Annotated in this window: 19 protein-coding genes; 5 read left to right on the top strand and 14 right to left on the bottom strand. The window is 59.7% G+C overall.

All coding sequences use genetic code 11. The features are described 5' to 3' along the window. Window positions 1–69: 69 nt before the first annotated feature. The 3 genes from ACZ5SR_RS08505 to ACZ5SR_RS08495 are packed head-to-tail and all read left to right on the top strand — an operon-like array spanning window position 70 to window position 1,887. Window positions 70–669, top strand: a complete 600-nt coding sequence (locus tag ACZ5SR_RS08505; protein WP_464448328.1) for an IMPACT family protein — start codon at window positions 70–72, stop codon at window positions 667–669. 13 nt (window positions 670–682) lie between these two features. Continuing rightward, window positions 683–1,288 carry a chromate transporter gene (locus ACZ5SR_RS08500; RefSeq protein WP_464448327.1) on the top strand — a complete coding sequence of 202 codons (606 nt, stop codon included), beginning with the start codon at window positions 683–685 and terminating at the stop codon, window positions 1,286–1,288. Then, window positions 1,285–1,887, top strand: coding sequence for a chromate transporter (locus ACZ5SR_RS08495; RefSeq protein WP_464448326.1), 603 nt, complete (start codon window positions 1,285–1,287; stop codon window positions 1,885–1,887). Before ACZ5SR_RS08500 ends, ACZ5SR_RS08495 begins: the two co-directional genes overlap by 4 nt. A 6-nt stretch (window positions 1,888–1,893) precedes the next feature. On the opposite strand, the gene ACZ5SR_RS08490 is transcribed toward ACZ5SR_RS08495, so the two are convergent. The 3 genes from ACZ5SR_RS08490 to ACZ5SR_RS08480 form a co-directional block, all read right to left on the bottom strand. Continuing rightward, window positions 1,894–2,244, bottom strand: coding sequence for a hypothetical protein (locus ACZ5SR_RS08490; RefSeq protein ID WP_464448325.1), 351 nt, complete (start codon window positions 2,242–2,244; stop codon window positions 1,894–1,896). Window positions 2,245–2,325: 81 nt separating this feature from the next. Next, window positions 2,326–3,060, bottom strand: coding sequence for a 23S rRNA (guanosine(2251)-2'-O)-methyltransferase RlmB (gene rlmB, locus ACZ5SR_RS08485; protein WP_464448324.1), 735 nt, complete (start codon window positions 3,058–3,060; stop codon window positions 2,326–2,328). A gap of 61 nt (window positions 3,061–3,121) precedes the next feature. Beyond that, on the bottom strand, window positions 3,122–3,811 hold the full coding sequence (locus ACZ5SR_RS08480) for an ABC transporter ATP-binding protein (RefSeq protein ID WP_464448323.1): 690 nt from the start codon (window positions 3,809–3,811) through the stop codon (window positions 3,122–3,124). On the opposite strand from ACZ5SR_RS08480, the gene ACZ5SR_RS08475 reads away from it, so the two are divergent. Both ACZ5SR_RS08475 and mnmH read left to right on the top strand, forming a co-directional pair. Further along, the gene (locus tag ACZ5SR_RS08475) at window positions 3,810–4,460 is read left to right on the top strand and encodes an arylesterase (RefSeq protein WP_464448322.1); all 651 of its coding nucleotides are present in this window, start codon (window positions 3,810–3,812) and stop codon (window positions 4,458–4,460) included. The genes ACZ5SR_RS08480 and ACZ5SR_RS08475 overlap by 2 nt on opposite strands. Next, window positions 4,457–5,512 (top strand): tRNA 2-selenouridine(34) synthase MnmH, encoded by a 1,056-nt coding sequence (gene mnmH / locus ACZ5SR_RS08470; RefSeq protein WP_464448321.1) that lies wholly within the window; start codon window positions 4,457–4,459, stop codon window positions 5,510–5,512. Before ACZ5SR_RS08475 ends, mnmH begins: the two co-directional genes overlap by 4 nt. Before the next feature lie 15 nt (window positions 5,513–5,527). Here mnmH and ACZ5SR_RS08465 read toward each other — a convergent pair whose 3' ends face one another. The 11 genes from ACZ5SR_RS08465 to hfq all read right to left on the bottom strand — a co-directional run bounded on the left by ACZ5SR_RS08465 (window position 5,528) and on the right by hfq (window position 15,238). Beyond that, on the bottom strand, window positions 5,528–5,725 hold the full coding sequence (locus tag ACZ5SR_RS08465; protein WP_464448320.1) for a hypothetical protein: 198 nt from the start codon (window positions 5,723–5,725) through the stop codon (window positions 5,528–5,530). Between the two features lie 10 nt (window positions 5,726–5,735). Next, complete coding sequence (locus ACZ5SR_RS08460) at window positions 5,736–6,605, bottom strand: DUF2189 domain-containing protein (RefSeq protein WP_464448319.1); 870 nt, start codon at window positions 6,603–6,605, stop codon at window positions 5,736–5,738. A gap of 126 nt (window positions 6,606–6,731) precedes the next feature. After that, complete coding sequence (locus ACZ5SR_RS08455; protein WP_464448318.1) at window positions 6,732–7,988, bottom strand: PLP-dependent transferase; 1,257 nt, start codon at window positions 7,986–7,988, stop codon at window positions 6,732–6,734. Window positions 7,989–8,057: 69 nt separating this feature from the next. Continuing rightward, window positions 8,058–8,582 carry a phosphoribosyltransferase gene (locus tag ACZ5SR_RS08450; protein ID WP_100171374.1) on the bottom strand — a complete coding sequence of 175 codons (525 nt, stop codon included), beginning with the start codon at window positions 8,580–8,582 and terminating at the stop codon, window positions 8,058–8,060. Between the two features lie 55 nt (window positions 8,583–8,637). Further along, entirely contained in the window at window positions 8,638–9,966 is a 1,329-nt protein-coding gene (locus ACZ5SR_RS08445) for an adenylosuccinate synthase (RefSeq protein WP_464448317.1), read from the bottom strand. A 17-nt stretch (window positions 9,967–9,983) separates the two neighbouring features. Next, window positions 9,984–11,144 (bottom strand): ATP phosphoribosyltransferase regulatory subunit, encoded by a 1,161-nt coding sequence (locus tag ACZ5SR_RS08440; RefSeq protein WP_464448316.1) that lies wholly within the window; start codon window positions 11,142–11,144, stop codon window positions 9,984–9,986. 66 nt (window positions 11,145–11,210) lie between these two features. Continuing rightward, window positions 11,211–11,396 carry a DUF2065 domain-containing protein gene (locus tag ACZ5SR_RS08435; RefSeq protein WP_464448315.1) on the bottom strand — a complete coding sequence of 62 codons (186 nt, stop codon included), beginning with the start codon at window positions 11,394–11,396 and terminating at the stop codon, window positions 11,211–11,213. 3 nt (window positions 11,397–11,399) lie between these two features. After that, window positions 11,400–12,299: a protease modulator HflC gene (gene hflC / locus ACZ5SR_RS08430; RefSeq protein ID WP_464448314.1), complete on the bottom strand. Its 900-nt coding sequence runs from the start codon at window positions 12,297–12,299 to the stop codon at window positions 11,400–11,402. An 11-nt stretch (window positions 12,300–12,310) separates the two neighbouring features. After that, window positions 12,311–13,696: an FtsH protease activity modulator HflK gene (gene hflK / locus ACZ5SR_RS08425; RefSeq protein WP_464448313.1), complete on the bottom strand. Its 1,386-nt coding sequence runs from the start codon at window positions 13,694–13,696 to the stop codon at window positions 12,311–12,313. A gap of 56 nt (window positions 13,697–13,752) precedes the next feature. Next, window positions 13,753–14,940: a GTPase HflX gene (gene hflX, locus ACZ5SR_RS08420; protein WP_464448312.1), complete on the bottom strand. Its 1,188-nt coding sequence runs from the start codon at window positions 14,938–14,940 to the stop codon at window positions 13,753–13,755. A gap of 52 nt (window positions 14,941–14,992) precedes the next feature. After that, window positions 14,993–15,238: an RNA chaperone Hfq gene (gene hfq, locus ACZ5SR_RS08415; RefSeq protein WP_019429044.1), complete on the bottom strand. Its 246-nt coding sequence runs from the start codon at window positions 15,236–15,238 to the stop codon at window positions 14,993–14,995. Between the last annotated feature and the right edge of the window lie 73 nt (window positions 15,239–15,311).

Raw genomic sequence — 15,311 nt, 5'->3', positions numbered from 1 at the left:
CTTGCACTTGATAGGCCAGCGGGTATTCATAAAACAAGCAAGGGACTGCGCTTCCACGACAATCCCGAGATGCCTTTTTCCCTCGTCACCCCCGCCCACCACGAGCTGGTCATCAAAAAAAGCCGCTTCATTGCTTGCATCGAACCTGTGAGCGGGCGTGCGCAGGCGCAGGCGCGAGTGGCACAGCTCAAGGCCGAACACCCCGACGCCGCGCATGTGTGTTGGGCTTTGCTGGCGGGCGGCCAATCCGCAGCCCACGACGATGGCGAACCCGGCGGCACGGCGGGTCGCCCAATGCTGGAGGTGCTCCGGCATCAAGACTTGGAAGGGGTGATGGCCTCCGTTGTGCGCTACTTTGGTGGTACCAAGCTGGGGGCGGGCGGCTTGGTTCGGGCTTACACCGATGCTGTGGCACAAGCCCTGCTGACGGCTGAAAAGGTACAGCGAATCGAGCAGACCCAACTGGCCTGCAGCGTGCCCTATGCGCTCGAAGGCTTGGTACGCCGCGAACTGGAGCTTGCAAAAGCCCAGTTGCAGGGTGTGGTTCACGGGAGCGTGGTGTCCTTTACCTTTGCACTGCCCGAAACCCACGTCGACACGCTGGTAGAACGCCTGAGCGAAAGCGGTCACGGCCAGCTGGTGTGGCTGGACGCCAAGCTGCCCGAGTAAGGCCACGAGGATAATGCCGCCCATGCCCGAAAACGACTCGCTGAACCGACCAAGCTCCAAAACCGATCTTTTTGTGTCCTTCTCCCTGTTGGCCTTGCAAGGCTTTGGCGGGGTGTTGGCCGTGGTCCAGCGCGAGCTGGTCGAGAAAAAACGCTGGATGACACGCGAGCAATTTGTCGAAGACTGGGCGGTTGCCCAAATCATGCCGGGCCCGAATGTGGTCAATCTGTCCTTGATGATCGGCGGACGTTACTTTGGCTTGCCAGGCGCATTGGCGGGCTTGGCGGGCATGCTGGCCGCGCCACTGGTGGTTGTTTTGTTGCTGGCTGCAGCCTTCGCAGGGGTATCTGATGCGCTTTGGGCGAAAGGCGCTTTGCGCGGCATAGGCGCGGTGTCGGCCGGATTGATCGCTGCCGTGGGCCTGAAACTGATCAGTGCCTTGCGCCATAACCCCATGGGCAAGCCGGTTTGTGTCGTCTTGGCAGCAGCCAGTTTTGCGGGTGTGGGCTTGCTGCGTTGGCCCTTGGTTTATGTGCTGCTGAGCACAGGACTTGTGGCCTGTGGATGGGCCTATTGGCAACTGCTCCAACAGGCCCGCCGCTCGGCCAACGCCCTATGAACCCGGTACTGCAACTCACCGCCACGGATTGGCTGAACCTTTTTAACCATTTTGCAGCCTTGTCACTGCTGGCCGTGGGCGGTGCGATCACCACCGCGCCGGACATGCACCGCTACTTGGTGGACGAAACACACTGGTTGAGCGAGGCGCAATTCACCTCCTCCATCGCTCTGGCGCAAGCTGCACCGGGGCCCAATGTCTTGTTTGTGGCCTTGATGGGCTGGAATGTCGGCATGAATGCCGGGGCCAGCTTGGGCGGGGGCTGGCTCAGTGCGGGCATGGGCAGTCTCGGGGTGATGGTGTCCATGCTGGGCATCATGCTGCCCTCATCCATCCTGACCTACACGGCCACGCGCTGGGCACACAAACACCGCGAAAACCTGGGCATTCGGGCCTTCAAATCGGGCATGTCTCCCATCGTGATTGCACTTTTGCTGGCCACAGCTTGGTTGCTGACCCTCAGCAACGACCAGCCTGCTCGTGACTGGCCTTTGTACGCCTTGACAGCGTTCACGACCTTGGTGGTTTGGCGCACCCGCATCCACATGCTCTGGCTGATTGGCCTTGGCGCCCTGCTCGGCAGCTTGGGCTGGCTTTGAGTCGAGTCAGCGCGGGTTTTCGAAGAAGACCGAATTCGAGTAATCGCTGACCTCGAAGTACACCTTTTTCTCATCGGGGTCGGCGATCATGTTCAGGTTTTCATCCAACACACCGTAGCCGTATCTGTAGGCGCGAGGCGCTTTGTCATCCGTGCCCAAGGCTGTGCTGATCTTGTCCACTTTCAAAAAGCGGCGCACCAGCTTGTCGCCGGCATAGACCTCCAGCACCCCGTTGGTGCCGGTCCAGTTCTGGATGTCTCGGCTGATCTTGTTTTGTTGCTCTTGGGTGCAGGCGGTCAGCCAGCTGGCGGTCATGAGTACGGCGATCAGTGCGATGCGGGTGGTCGTGGGTTTCATGGTGCAACTCCTGTGTCAATGGTCATGGTGTCAGCGGTAGGATCAAGCCCTCCTAAAGAAATCCGGGCGTTTCACCCAAAATCAAGAGCGCTGACGCAGCGCTTCGTAAAGACACACGCCACTGGCGACCGACACGTTCAGGCTCTCGACCGCGCCGCGCATGGGAATGCTCACCAGCTCGTCGCAGTTCTTGCGCGTCAACTGGCGCATGCCCGCGCCCTCAGCGCCCAGCACCAAGGCGGTGGGTACCTTCAAATCGGCTTGGTAAATGTTGCGCGGTGCATCGTCGCTGGTGCCCACGATCCAGATGTCACGCTCCTTGAGCTCACCCAAGGTGCGCGCCAAGTTGGTGACCATGAAATAAGGCATGGTTTCGGCGGCACCGCTGGCCACTTTGGCCACGGTGGCATTGATGCCAGCCGCGTGGTCTTTGGGGGCGATGACCGCGTGGGCGCCGGCACCATCGGCCACACGCAAACACGCGCCCAGGTTGTGCGGGTCGGTCACGCCATCCAGCACCAAAAGCAAAGGCGGGCCTTCCACGGTGTCGAGCAAATCGTCCAGCGAGTGGTTTTGAGGCATGGGTGAAACCATGGCCACAACGCCTTGGTGGCCGTGGCCACCGGCCAGCTTGGCCAGGCGCTCACCGTCCGATTCGATCATGCGCATGCCCGAATCGCGGGCCTTGTCGATGAACTGGCGCATGCGCGCATCGCGGCGTGTGACCTCGTAATGGATTTCAACAACGGATTGGGGGGCGATCTTGAGGCGAACGCCCACGGCATGGAAGCCGAACAGCACTTTGTGGGATGACATCCGAGGATTATCGTTGGTCGCAGCCTGCAGAGGGGCCCCATTGCGCAAACGGGCCCGAGTTTCAGGCCTGGCTCGCTGCAGGCTCCGTCAAGCAGCCGGCCTGAATCACCAAGCTGCGCTCGCACTTGGCGGCCAGCTGGCGGTCGTGCGTGACCAAGACCAAAGTCGTGCCCTGCTCGCGGTTGAGCGCGAACATCAAGTCCATGATGGCCTCGCCCGTGGCGTGGTCCAGGCTACCGGTGGGCTCGTCGGCCAGCAGCACATCGGGCTGCACCACAAAGGCACGGGCCAGCGCCACGCGCTGTTGCTCACCGCCGCTGAGCACTTTGGGCAAGTGCTTCAAGCGCTCACCCAGGCCCACGCGTTGCAGCATAGCCGTGGCGGTGCTGCGGGCATCGGGCCGATCGGCCAGCTCCAGGGGCAACATCACGTTTTCGAGCGCCGTCAGGTTGGGCATGAGCTGAAAGCTCTGGAACACAAAACCCACATGCTGGGCTCGCACGGCAGCACGTTCGTCTTCGGACAAATCGAACAGCGATTGCCCCGCCAACACCACTTGCCCGGTGCTGGGTGTGTCCAATCCGGCCAGGATTGCCAGCAGTGTGCTTTTGCCCGAGCCGGAAGCACCGACAATGGCCGCTGTTTCCCCCGCGTTCAATGAGAAATCGATATCGCGCAAAATGCGCAGTTCGCCGCTGGCGTCTTGCACCGTTTTGGAGACGCCACGCACGGCAATGATGGATTCAGGCATGCACAAACCTTTGTTGAGACGACGCCACTTTAACTGGACCTTGCTGGCCCTTGCCAGCTGGGGATTTGCCGCGCCAGCGCTGGCGGTCTCCGGACCGCGGATTTTGGTGGTGGGCGATTCGCTCAGCGCCGAATATGGCCTGGCCCGCGGCACCGGCTGGGTGGCCTTGCTGCAAAAGCAACTCGCTCAGGAAAAGCCAGGAGTAGAAATCATCAACGCCAGCATCAGTGGCGACACCACCTCGGGCGGACGCTCTCGCCTGCCCGCCTTGCTGCAGCGCCACCAACCCAGCCATGTGGTCATCGAGCTGGGGGGCAACGACGCGCTGCGCGGCCTGCCGATGACCCTGACACAAGACAACTTGCTGAACATGACCAAGCAAGCCCAAGCCGCCGGGGCCAAGGTGCTGCTCTTGGGCATGCAAATGCCGCCCAACTACGGCCCCGAGATGGCGCGGCAGTTTGAAGCCGCCTACGCCCAGGTGGCCAAAAGCCAAAAGGCGGCGCTGGTGCCTTTCTTTTTGAAAGGCGTAGGCGACGATGCCGAGCCGTTGAAATGGTTCCAGGCCGACCGCATCCACCCCAACGAAGCCGCGCAGCCGCGCATGCTGGCCAATGTTTGGCCCACTTTGAAGAAACAATTGAAATGAGCCTTCACCTGATCTCTGCTGCCGAAGCCATGGCCCGACTGAACGAGTTTGACGCCATCCTGGATGCGCGCTCTGAAGGCGAACACGCCGAAGACCACCTGCCCGGCGCTTTGAGCTGGCCATCGCTCAACAACGAAGAACGCATCAAGGTGGGCACGCTGTACAAACAGGTCAACCCCTTTGAGGCGCAAAAAGTCGGCGCAGCGCTGGTGGCCAAAAACATCGCCCGCCACATCGAAACCCAGGTGATGGACAAGCCGCGCAACTGGCAGCCGCTGGTGTACTGCTGGCGCGGGGGCAAGCGCAGCAACTCGCTGGCGCTGATCCTGGGGCAAATCGGCTTCAAGGTGCACCTGATCGAAGGCGGCTACAAGGCGTTTCGCAAAGAGGTGATGGAAGACACGCCACGCCAAGCCCAGCGCCTGCAATTCAAAGTGCTGTGTGGACCCACGGGTTCGGGCAAAACACGCTTGCTGCAAGCCTTGGCGCAAGAAGGAGCACAGGTGCTCGATCTGGAAGCGATTGCATGCCACCGCAGCTCCGTGCTGGGCCTGATCCCCGGCACGCCGCAGCCTACGCAAAAAGCTTTTGACACGCAGGTCTGGGACGCGTTGAGGGGCTTCAGTGCGGAACGTCCGGTGTTTGTGGAGGCCGAAAGCAAAAAAGTGGGCAATCTGGCGGTGCCCGATGCGCTGATGACGGCCATGCGAGCCAGCCCCTGCTTGCGGGTGGACCTGTCGCTGGAGAATCGGGTGAACTTGCTACTGGAAGACTATGCGTTTTTCACGCAAGACCGCGCCCTGTTTGCCGATCGGCTGGAGCGCTTGACTGCGCTGCGCGGCAAAGCCGTGGTGCAAGGCTGGCAAGAAAGAATCGAGCGGGGGGAAATGCGCGAGGTGGTAACCGAGTTGCTCTCAGGCCACTACGACCCGGGCTACGAAACCTCCACCGGCAACAACTTTGTGCATTACGCCCAAGCCCCTCTGGTCACGCCTGCGAGCCACAGCATGGCAGACATGCTGGTTCTGGCGCGTGAATTGCTGCAAGGGTGATAAGCGTCCGGTGATTCAAGCAGCGGGCGTGGAAGAGTCGGTCGCAATGGGCGCTGCAGTGTCGTCATCGCCCGCCTCGCCATCGACCTCAGAGCCATCTTCCGGCAGCAGGCCTGATTTGCGGTCGGACTTGGCCTTGAGCTTGTCTTCTTTTTTGCGTTTCTTGGCCAGTTCTTTCTGGCGTTTTTCGAATCCGTAGTTGGGTGTGGCCAAGATGGCTCCTTTAAATTGAGCTGCCCAATGTAACAGCTTCTTCAGGGCTTTCTTCCCACTCGACACTGCCGCGGTAAGCATGCCAGCTGGCGTGCCCCAACCAAGGCCCCACGACGATGATGCCCAGCGCCCAAGGCCACAGGGCCGCCAGCACCAGCAAGCTCAGCAGCAGACCCCACAGCAGCATCACGCCCGGGTGCGAAAAAACCACCCGCATGCTGGTGATCACCGCCGATATCGCATCGGTGTCGCGGTCCAAAATCATGGGGATCGACACCACCGACAGGCCATAAACCAAGGCCGCAAACACGCCGCCCACCGCCAGATAGACCATCAAAAATTCGATGTTTTGCGGGTTGAACACCGCCTCGAGCACGCCCGTGGTCGAGGGCATACCGGTGTTGAAGAACACCGCAAACACCACCAGCGACGCCCTGCCCCACAGCAACTCCAGCACCATCAGCACCAGCACCAACATGGCCATGCTCTTGATGTGCTGGTCCCAACACATCAAGGAACTGGACATCTCGGGCACTTCGCCCAACTCGCGTTTGCGGCTGACCTCGTACAAGCCCATGGCCAAAAATGGCCCCACCAGCAAGCAACCCGAGACAAGAGACAAGGTGTACTCGGGCTTGTGCTTGAACACCATGGCCAGCACCTGCGCCATGCCCCAAAAACACAGGCCGTAAAACAAAGCAATACCCGGGTGCTGGCGCATGTCCTTCAGGCCCCGCGCCAACCAGCGAAAAGGATCTGACCAACCCAAGTGCCGCATGCGCGAGCGCGGACTCACGGGCGGCGGGGGCACATAGGGCGTAGCCATGGTGGGCAAATCTGAATCTTGCGCAGCTTCTAGAGTGTTGGATTCGGCGTTCATGGGACAAATCAATCTGAAAGTGCAAAGGTTTTCAGATTAGCCCCACCGGTACGTTTTGAACAGTCAGGAAACCCCCAAGGGCGCGTGTCTTAGGGCACAAAAGTGTCCACTCTGTCACCTGCGTGATCAGGCCATGGGCAAATGCGCTTGCACAGATTGATGAAGGTCAAAAATCAAGTCTTGCGCCGACTCCAGACCGGTCGAAAAACGCACCAGTGTGCCGGCCTTCAAATGGCCGGGCCAAGCCTGGCGCATCGAGGCGATGTCATAAGGCACCACCAGGCTCACCGGGCCTCCCCAGCTGTAGCCGATCTTGAAGAGTTTCAGCCCGTCACAAAACGCGTCCACCTGGGCTTGGCTGAAACGCGCATCGATCATGACGCTGAACAAGCCTGCGGCCAGGCCCGTGCCAGGCACGCGATCACACAGGGCTTGCCAATGGGCATGACCGGGTGCGCCGTCGAAGGCCGGGTGCATCAGTTGCGCGCATTGCGACTGGGTTTGCCACCAAGCGGCCAAAGCGCGGGCGGTCTGGTCATGCGCGGCATAACGCAGCCCAATGCTGGGCAAGGAACGCAACACAGTTTCAGCGTCGTTGGCCGCCACGCCCAGGCCCAAACGCATGTGGCAAAGTTTGATTTGGAGGTGCAAAGCCGCGTCGCGCGTGATGACGCTGCCCATCAACACGTCACCGCCGCCGCTGGGATATTTGGTGAGCGCATGGGCGCTGATGTCCACCGCCAGGCTGCCCTCCCCGCCCGTGCCATCGCCCAGCAAATCAAAAGGCTTGAAGGCCAGACCTGCACCCCAGGTGTTGTCCAAGGCACACAAGACACCACGCTCACGGCAACGGCGCACCATCTCGGGCAACTCCGGAAACTCCATGCTCACCGAGCCGGGCGCTTCGAGCCACACCAGGCGCGTGCTGGGCGTGATCTGGCGGGACAAATCCTCGGGGTCCATCGGGTCGTAAAAACGGTGCGTGATGCCGAAGTGGCGCAACTCGCCATCGGCCAAGGCTTTGTTGGGGCCGTAAGCGTTGTCCGGAATCAGGACTTCGTCGCCGGTTTTCAGGGCTGCCAAGGCCACCAGGGCCAGCGCCGCAAGACCGCTGGGCACCAACACGCATTGCAATCCCCCTTCGAGGCTGCACAGGCGTTCTTCGAGCAAATAGGTGGTGGGCGTGCCGTGTAGACCATAGGTGTAGGCTGATTTGTCTTTCCACTCGCGCTGACGCATGTCGGCCACTGTGGGAAAGTACACCGTCGAGGCCTTGAAGACGCCTGGCTGGGGCGCGTCAAAACCGGCAGGCGGTGTGTAGGGGTGGTGTATCAGGCCAGTCGAGATGCCCAAGGGTAAGGATGTTGTCGGTTCGTCTTGCATCCGCGCATCCTAATGCAAACAGCCTCCAGAAGGAGGCTGTGATCAGTGCAGGCGACTAAGCGAGGACGCTCAGACGCTCCACTTTTCCAGCAGCTTCTCGGGGCGCATGTTGTCATACGGCTCAAAGGGCTGGTGAATCCAAGGGTTGGTCGGCAAATCGTCGACCGAGTAATCGGCCTTGAAACTGGACACGCCCTTGGTCCAGATCACGGCCGTGCGCAATTCGGTCACAGGCTTGTAGTTGTTTTTGAGCTGGTCGACCACTGCACGCAAGGTGTGGCCGGTGTCGGCCAAATCGTCCACCAACAATACTTTGCCAGCAATCTCGCCTTTGGGTGTGGTGATGTAGCGGGCGATGTCCAAGTGGCCCTGCACCGTGCCGGCTTCGGCGCGGTAAGAGCTGGTGGACATGATGGCCAAAGGCTTGTCGAAAATGCGCGACAGGATGTCACCTGGGCGCATGCCGCCACGGGCCAGGCACAAGATGTTGTCGAATTCCCAGCCGGATTGGTGGATTTTGATGGCGAGTTTTTCGATGAGGTTGTGGTACTCGTCGTAGCTCACGTACAGGTGCTTGCCGTCTTCGGTCAACATGGGGTCACTCCAATAAAACAGGGGTTGAAATCGATGCGTTTTCGGGGCTTGAAAATCAGGCCGCAAAGGGGTTGTGCAGCAAGATCGTGTGGTCACGGTCTGGGCTGGTCGACACCACATGCACGGGCACGCCGGTCACTTGGGCGATGCGGTCCAGGTAGTAGCGGGCCGAAGCTGGCAGTTTGTCCATCTCGGTCACGCCCACGGTGGTCTCGGTCCAGCCGGGAATCACCTCGTAAATCGGCTTGCAACGGGCGATCTCGTCCGCGCCCATGGGCAGGATGTCGATGGTTTCGCCGTCCAATTCGTAGCCCGTGCACAGCAGCAATTCTTTCAGGCCATCGAGCACATCCAGCTTGGTGATGCACAAGCCAGACAAACCATTGACCTGCGCGCTGCGCTTGAGCAAAGCCGCATCGAACCAGCCACAACGGCGTGAGCGGCCGGTGGTCACGCCTTTTTCAGCGCCCACGGTGGACATGTGATAACCGGGTGTGCCTGGGGTCTCCCAGTCCAGCTCGGTCGGGAATGGACCGCCACCCACGCGGGTGCAGTAAGCCTTGGTGATGCCCAGGATGTAGTGCAGCATGCCAGGGCCCACGCCCGCACCGGCCGCGGCATTGCCCGCCACGCAGTTGCTCGACGTCACAAACGGGTAGGTGCCATGGTCCACGTCGAGCAAGGTGCCTTGGGCGCCTTCGAACAGCAAATTGGCACCGGTCTTGTGCGCATCATTCAGTTCGCGCGACACGTCGGCCACCATGGGCAGCAGCTCTTTGGCGTAAGCCATGGCTTCGTTGTAAGTGGTGTCAAAGTCCACAGGCGCAGCACCCAGGATGTTGACCAAAATTTCGTTGTGCAGCGCGAGGTTTTCGCGCAGCTTGGTGGCAAAGCGCTCGGGGTATTTCAGGTCTTGCACACGCAGGGCGCGGCGCGCCACTTTGTCTTCGTAAGCGGGACCAATACCTCGGCCAGTGGTGCCAATCTTGGCGGTCCCGGCTTTTTCTTTGGCGGCTTCACGGCCCACATCCAAAGCGACGTGGTAGGGCAAGATCAGCGGGCAAGCCTCGCTCACGCGCAGGCGTGAACGCACCTCGACACCGGCTTTTTCAAGACCGGCAATTTCTTCGAGCAATTTGGGCACGGACAGCACCACACCGTTGCCGATGTAGCACTTGACGCCTGCGCGCATGATGCCGCTGGGGATCAGGTGCAAGGCGGTTTTCACGCCGTTGATCACCAAAGTGTGGCCCGCGTTGTGGCCTCCTTGGAAACGCACCACACCTTGGGCGCTTTCGGTCAACCAGTCGACCAGCTTGCCTTTGCCCTCGTCGCCCCATTGGGTGCCCACGACGACCACGTTACGGCCTTGTAACTTGTTCATGCTTGAAATGTTCTTTCTCAAAGAGCCTGTACCAACCACTGCCCTGCCGCTTCAATCAACTCGCGGTCGCAATGGAATTCGTCAACTTCGCTTTCATGGCCTGGCAAGACACAGACCACGGTTTCGCCCCTGCTGCGCAGTGCAGCGATGGCCGCACGCAAGGAAGGCGACTGGCCCCAAGGGGCGCGGATGGCAGCACGCAAAGCCAAGGGCTGAACGGCGGCCACCAATTCTTTCAAATCGAGACTGAAACCGACGGCCGGGCGGTCTCGGTCGATGCGGTGGCCAAAGACCGCGCCCACGCCGTCGTAGCGGCCGCCACGGGCCAAGGCGTCCGATGCACCTTTGGCGTAAATGGCAAAGCGCATGCCGCTGTAATAAGCATAACCACGAGAATCGCCCAGGTCGAAACTCACGGCGACCCCCGGTATCTGCTCAGCCAACCAACGCAACTGCGCCAAGGCTTGGGTGATTTCGGGGTGATTGGGCAAGCGCGATGCTGCACGGTCCAGAACGCTGATGTCGCCGTACAAATCGACCAGGGCCCGCAAGCCTTCTTGCGCAGCGGGTGTCAAACCGGCACTCAAATGGGCCAGTGCTGAGGCGTCCTTGCTCGCCAAAGCGGCATGGATGGCATGGCGTTGCTCGTCGCTCAAAGTCTGGTCTTGCAACAAACGGTTCACGATGCGGGCATCGGCCAGATCGACCTGCAGTCCAGTGGAACGGCCAGCGGCCAAGCAGTCCAAGGCCAGTTGCAAGATTTCCAGGTCGGCTTCAGGACCCGCATGACCGTAAATTTCGGCACCCAACTGCAGCGGCTCACGCGTGGCGTGCGGACGTGCCGGGCGGGTGTGCAGCACAGGCCCGCAGTAGCAAAGACGGGTCAGTGCATTGCGTCCCAGCAAGTGCGCGTCGATGCGCGCCACCTGCGGGGTGGTGTCGGCACGCAAACCCAGGGTGCGGCCCGAGAGTTGGTCAACCAGTTTGAAGGTCTGCAAATCCAAGGCTTCACCCGTGCCGGTCAGCAGGGATTCCAAATGCTCCAGCAGCGGCGGCATCACCAGCTCGTAGCCATAGCCACGGGCGGTGTCCAGCAGTTCGCGGCGGAGTTCTTCGATGTGGCGTGCCTCAGAGGGCAAGACATCGGCAACGTGATCCGGGAGGACCCAAGCAGACATGGGGATGGAGGGGGACTGTTAAAAACGAGATTTTACCGGCTGGAAAGCCCGTTTCCGGGTTTGCGCTCAGGAAACAAACCAGAACAGCAACAAGCCGATGATGACCATGGTCATCCCAAAGAAGCGAATTTGCCCGTCATCGAGCTGCAGCAGCTGCTCAAACAGGCGTCGCCAATTCAATGGCGACACCATGGGCATCAAGCCCTCCAGGATGAGCATGAGGCCCAACGCCAGCAGGAGGGTGTCCAGCAAGTTTTACTTCCGAGCAGGCGCGTTGCCGGGTGTGCCACGCATACCCTTGAAGAATTCGGAGCTACCCGGATCCAGCACCATCACGTCACTCTTGCTGGCGAAGCTGGATTTATAGGCCTCCAGACTGCGGTAAAACTGCGCAAACTGGGGATCGCGACCAAATGACTCAGCGTACAAACGGGCCGCTTGGGCATCGCCCTGACCTTTGATCTTCTGTGCATCGCGGTAGGCGTTGGCGATGGTCACCTCGCGTTGACGGTCGGCATCGGCGCGGATTTTTTCTCCTTCAGCACCGCCGGTCGAGCGCAGTTCGTTGGCCACACGCTTGCGCTCGGCTTCCATACGGCGGTAAACCGATTCGGTGATGGTGTCCACATAATCGGCACGGGTGATTCGCACATCCACCACATCAACGCCCCAAGGCTTGGCACCCTTGACCACCACCAGGACGGCTGCTTTGACGTCGTCCATCAGCTCTTCCCGCTTGAGGGACAGCAACTCTTTGACGGTGCGCTTGTTGATTTCTTCTTGGAAGGCATTGCGGACCACGCGGTTGAGCTGGTTGGTACCAGCCTTCTCGTCCAGACCCACGTTACGGATATAGGCCTGCGGATCGGTGATGCGCCAGCGCACATACCAATCGATCACCACACGTTGCTTTTCCGCCGTGAGCATGGGCTCGTTGTCGGGGCTATCCAAGGTCAGCAAGCGCTTGTCGATGTAGTTCACATTTTGAAGCGGCGGCGGCAACTTGAAGTGCAAACCGGGCTCGGTGATGACTTCCTTGATCTGACCCAGGGCGTAAACCACCCCAAACTGGCGCTGATCGACCACAAAAACGGTAGAGCTGAACAGCACAAAAGCCACCAGCAAGCTCGAAATCCACAATCCAATGCGATTCATTTTGTTTGTCCTTATCGTGGATCGCGATCACGCGAACGCTGGAGATCTCGTGAACGAGTGTCCACAGCCCCGTTGTTGGCCGCATTGCCACTGGCCGGTGCGGCTGGAACGTCCACGGCGGGTGGTGCTGTGGCTGCCACTTGCTGCATGATCTTGTCGAGCGGCAGGTACAACAGGTTCGAGCCCTGCTTGCTGTCCACCAGCACCTTGGTCACATTGCTGTAAATCTGCTGCATGGCATCGGTGTACATGCGGTCACGCATGACCTGCGGCGACTTTTGGTATTCGGGCAAGATGGTCTTGAACCGTTGTGCATCACCCTCGGCTTGCGCCACGATGCGTTCGCGGTAAGCGTCGGCTTCTTCTTTCAAGCGCGATGCCGTACCAACAGCGCGAGGCACCACATCGTTGGCATAAGCTTGGGCTTCGTTCTTGGCCCGTTCGCGCTCTTGACCGGCTTTGAGCACGTCGTCAAAAGCCGCCTGTACTTGCTCTGGGGGACGCACGCCGCCTTGCTGCAAATTGATGCCCACCACCTCAATGCCCACTTTGTAGCGATCCAAGATGGTCTGCATTTTTTCTCGCACGCGGGGCGCAATCTGGTCGCGCTCTTCGGCCAAAGCAGAGTCCATTTTCATTTTGCCCACAACCTCGCGCACAGCCGTTTCAGCAGACTGAACCACGGCCTCGGTCGGGTTGCGGCTTTCAAACAGGTAGGCTCGTGCGTCGTTCAATCGGTATTGCACGGCGAACTTGATCTCGACAATGTTTTCGTCCTCGGTCAACATCGCCGATTCGCGCAGACCGGTGGCTTTGATGATGTTGTCGCGGCCAATGTCCACCGATCGGATCTGGGTCACGAACACCAGCTCATGACGTTGAACCGGGTAAGGCATGCGCCAGTTGAAACCAGCACCTACGGTGGAGTGGTACTTACCAAACTGGGTGATCACGGCTTGCTGACCTTCTTGCACGATGAAAAAGCCCGTGCCCAACCAGACCAGCAAGGCAGCCGCCAAAATCACACCCAAGCCCAGGTTCTTGAAGAAAACAGGAATACCAGGCCCACCAGAACCACCGCCTGAGCCACCAGGACCTTGTGGTTTTTGAGGGCCGCCCTTGCCACCAAACAACTGGCCCAGCTTGCGGTTGAAATCGCGCCAGAGTTCGTCCAGATCGGGCGGACCGCTTTGCTGTTGCTGCGAACCACGACCGGGTGGCTGCTGCCAGGATTCTGGCCTGGGGCCCGGTGGCGGCACATCGCCAGCAGGCTTGTTGCCTGAATCAGCGTTGGATTTGTCGTCGTCCCGACCCCAGCGTGGGTCATTCAGATTGAACATGCCTCGGATCTTTGCGGGAAGCAATGACCATCGCAGGGCTGGCAGGTGAAAATTCATGGTGAAGTGTCTTTGTCTGGATGACGAATCCGCATTGTGCCGAATTCGGATGGACTTCAATGCAGATCACCCGGATATTCCCGGGTCAAGTCACGGGGATCTGCGGCTTCAAAAACGTTGGGAGGCAAGGCAGTTTTGACAATGTCAGACAGCGCTGAACGCAACAGGTCCAAACCTTTTCCCGATTGGGCACTCAAAAAAACACGGGGGACAGGCACGCCATCCAGCTCGTATTGATCTTGTAATTCAAGGGGATAACGTTCCGGTGACAGGGCATCGAGTTTGTTGAACACCAACAACTGGGGGACGTTTTCTGCCCCAATCTCGGCCAAAACCTTTTGAACCTCGGCCATCTGCTCCGGAAAATCGGGGTTGGACGCATCCACCACGTGCAGCAGCAAATCCGCCTCGGTGGCTTCTTGGAGTGTGGCCTGGAAAGACTCGACCAGACCGTGAGGCAAATCACGGATGAAACCCACCGTATCGGACAAGGAAACCGAGCGCCCCGCTTCACCCAAATACAGCTGCCGCGTGGTGGTATCCAAAGTGGCAAACAACTGGTCGGCCGCGTAGGCCCGTGCTTTGACCAAGGCATTGAACAAGGTGGACTTGCCCGCGTTGGTGTACCCCACCAGTGAGATGTTGAAGGTATCGCGCCGCTCGCGCTGCCGGCGCTGGGTGTTGCGCTGCTTTTTGACTTTGACCAGTCGCTCTTTGATGCGCTTGATCGAGTCGTTGATCATGCGGCGGTCCAACTCAATCTGGGTCTCGCCAGGACCACCACGCATGCCAATACCGCCGCTTTGACGCTCCAAATGCGACCAGCGGCGCACCAAGCGGGTACTCAGATACTGTTGGCGTGCCAGCTCGACCTGGAGCTTACCCTCGTGGCTGCGCGCACGCTGGCCAAATATTTCCAAAATCAGCAAGGTGCGATCGTTTACCGGCAAACCGATGTGACGTTCCAGATTGCGCTGCTGCGCCGGGCTCAGGGCCTGATCAAACAAGACCTCGACTGCACCGTGCATCAGGGCCAGTTCCTTGATCTCGTCGGCTTTGCCGCTGCCCACAAAAAGCGCGGGGTCGGGCGCCTTGCGTTTGCAGGTCAGGCGGGCCACTGGTTTCAGGCCGCCGGATTCGGCCAAAAGCCCGAGTTCCTGCAGCTCGCCGTCAAAATGCGGCAGCCCAAAGTCAACGCCGACCAGTAAGGTCGGCGCAGCTTGCTTGGAGTTGATGTCAGACAATGTCAGCAACCTGCGGCGACGGTGTCATGTCGCCGAGTGAACAAAAACCGCATCAAGCGGTAATTTCACCCGTTTCGGGGGTGCTGAAGGTGACGGAGCGACCGGGAACGATGGTCGAGATGGCGTGCTTGTAAACCATCTGGGTCACGGTATTGCGCAAGAGCACCACGTATTGGTCAAACGATTCGATCTGGCCTTGCAGTTTGATGCCGTTGACCAAGTAAATAGAGACCGGCACATGCTCTTTACGCAGTGCGTTCAGAAAGGGGTCTTGCAAAAGTTGACCTTTGTTGCTCACGATATTCTCCGTGTTCAGAAGTTTTAAAGCCAAGACCTTACCACAGGGCCACAAGTCGATTCAGAGGAAATCT

Source organism: Limnohabitans sp. TEGF002, from assembly GCF_055395845.1.
This window is presented reverse-complemented; position numbering and strand designations above follow the sequence as displayed.

Coding starts and splice junctions, on each gene's coding strand:
- ACZ5SR_RS08505 (WP_464448328.1), top strand. CDS start 70: ATGCCTTTTTCCCTCGTCACCCCCGCCCACCACGAGCTGGTCATCAAA.
- ACZ5SR_RS08500 (WP_464448327.1), top strand. CDS start 683: ATGCCGCCCATGCCCGAAAACGACTCGCTGAACCGACCAAGCTCCAAA.
- ACZ5SR_RS08495 (WP_464448326.1), top strand. CDS start 1,285: ATGAACCCGGTACTGCAACTCACCGCCACGGATTGGCTGAACCTTTTT.
- ACZ5SR_RS08490 (WP_464448325.1), bottom strand. CDS start 2,244: ATGAAACCCACGACCACCCGCATCGCACTGATCGCCGTACTCATGACC.
- rlmB (WP_464448324.1), bottom strand. CDS start 3,060: ATGTCATCCCACAAAGTGCTGTTCGGCTTCCATGCCGTGGGCGTTCGC.
- ACZ5SR_RS08475 (WP_464448322.1), top strand. CDS start 3,810: ATGCACAAACCTTTGTTGAGACGACGCCACTTTAACTGGACCTTGCTG.
- ACZ5SR_RS08480 (WP_464448323.1), bottom strand. CDS start 3,811: ATGCCTGAATCCATCATTGCCGTGCGTGGCGTCTCCAAAACGGTGCAA.
- mnmH (WP_464448321.1), top strand. CDS start 4,457: ATGAGCCTTCACCTGATCTCTGCTGCCGAAGCCATGGCCCGACTGAAC.
- ACZ5SR_RS08460 (WP_464448319.1), bottom strand. CDS start 6,605: ATGAACGCCGAATCCAACACTCTAGAAGCTGCGCAAGATTCAGATTTG.
- ACZ5SR_RS08455 (WP_464448318.1), bottom strand. CDS start 7,988: ATGCAAGACGAACCGACAACATCCTTACCCTTGGGCATCTCGACTGGC.
- ACZ5SR_RS08450 (WP_100171374.1), bottom strand. CDS start 8,582: ATGTTGACCGAAGACGGCAAGCACCTGTACGTGAGCTACGACGAGTAC.
- ACZ5SR_RS08445 (WP_464448317.1), bottom strand. CDS start 9,966: ATGAACAAGTTACAAGGCCGTAACGTGGTCGTCGTGGGCACCCAATGG.
- ACZ5SR_RS08440 (WP_464448316.1), bottom strand. CDS start 11,144: ATGTCTGCTTGGGTCCTCCCGGATCACGTTGCCGATGTCTTGCCCTCT.
- hflC (WP_464448314.1), bottom strand. CDS start 12,299: ATGAATCGCATTGGATTGTGGATTTCGAGCTTGCTGGTGGCTTTTGTG.
- hflK (WP_464448313.1), bottom strand. CDS start 13,696: ATGAATTTTCACCTGCCAGCCCTGCGATGGTCATTGCTTCCCGCAAAG.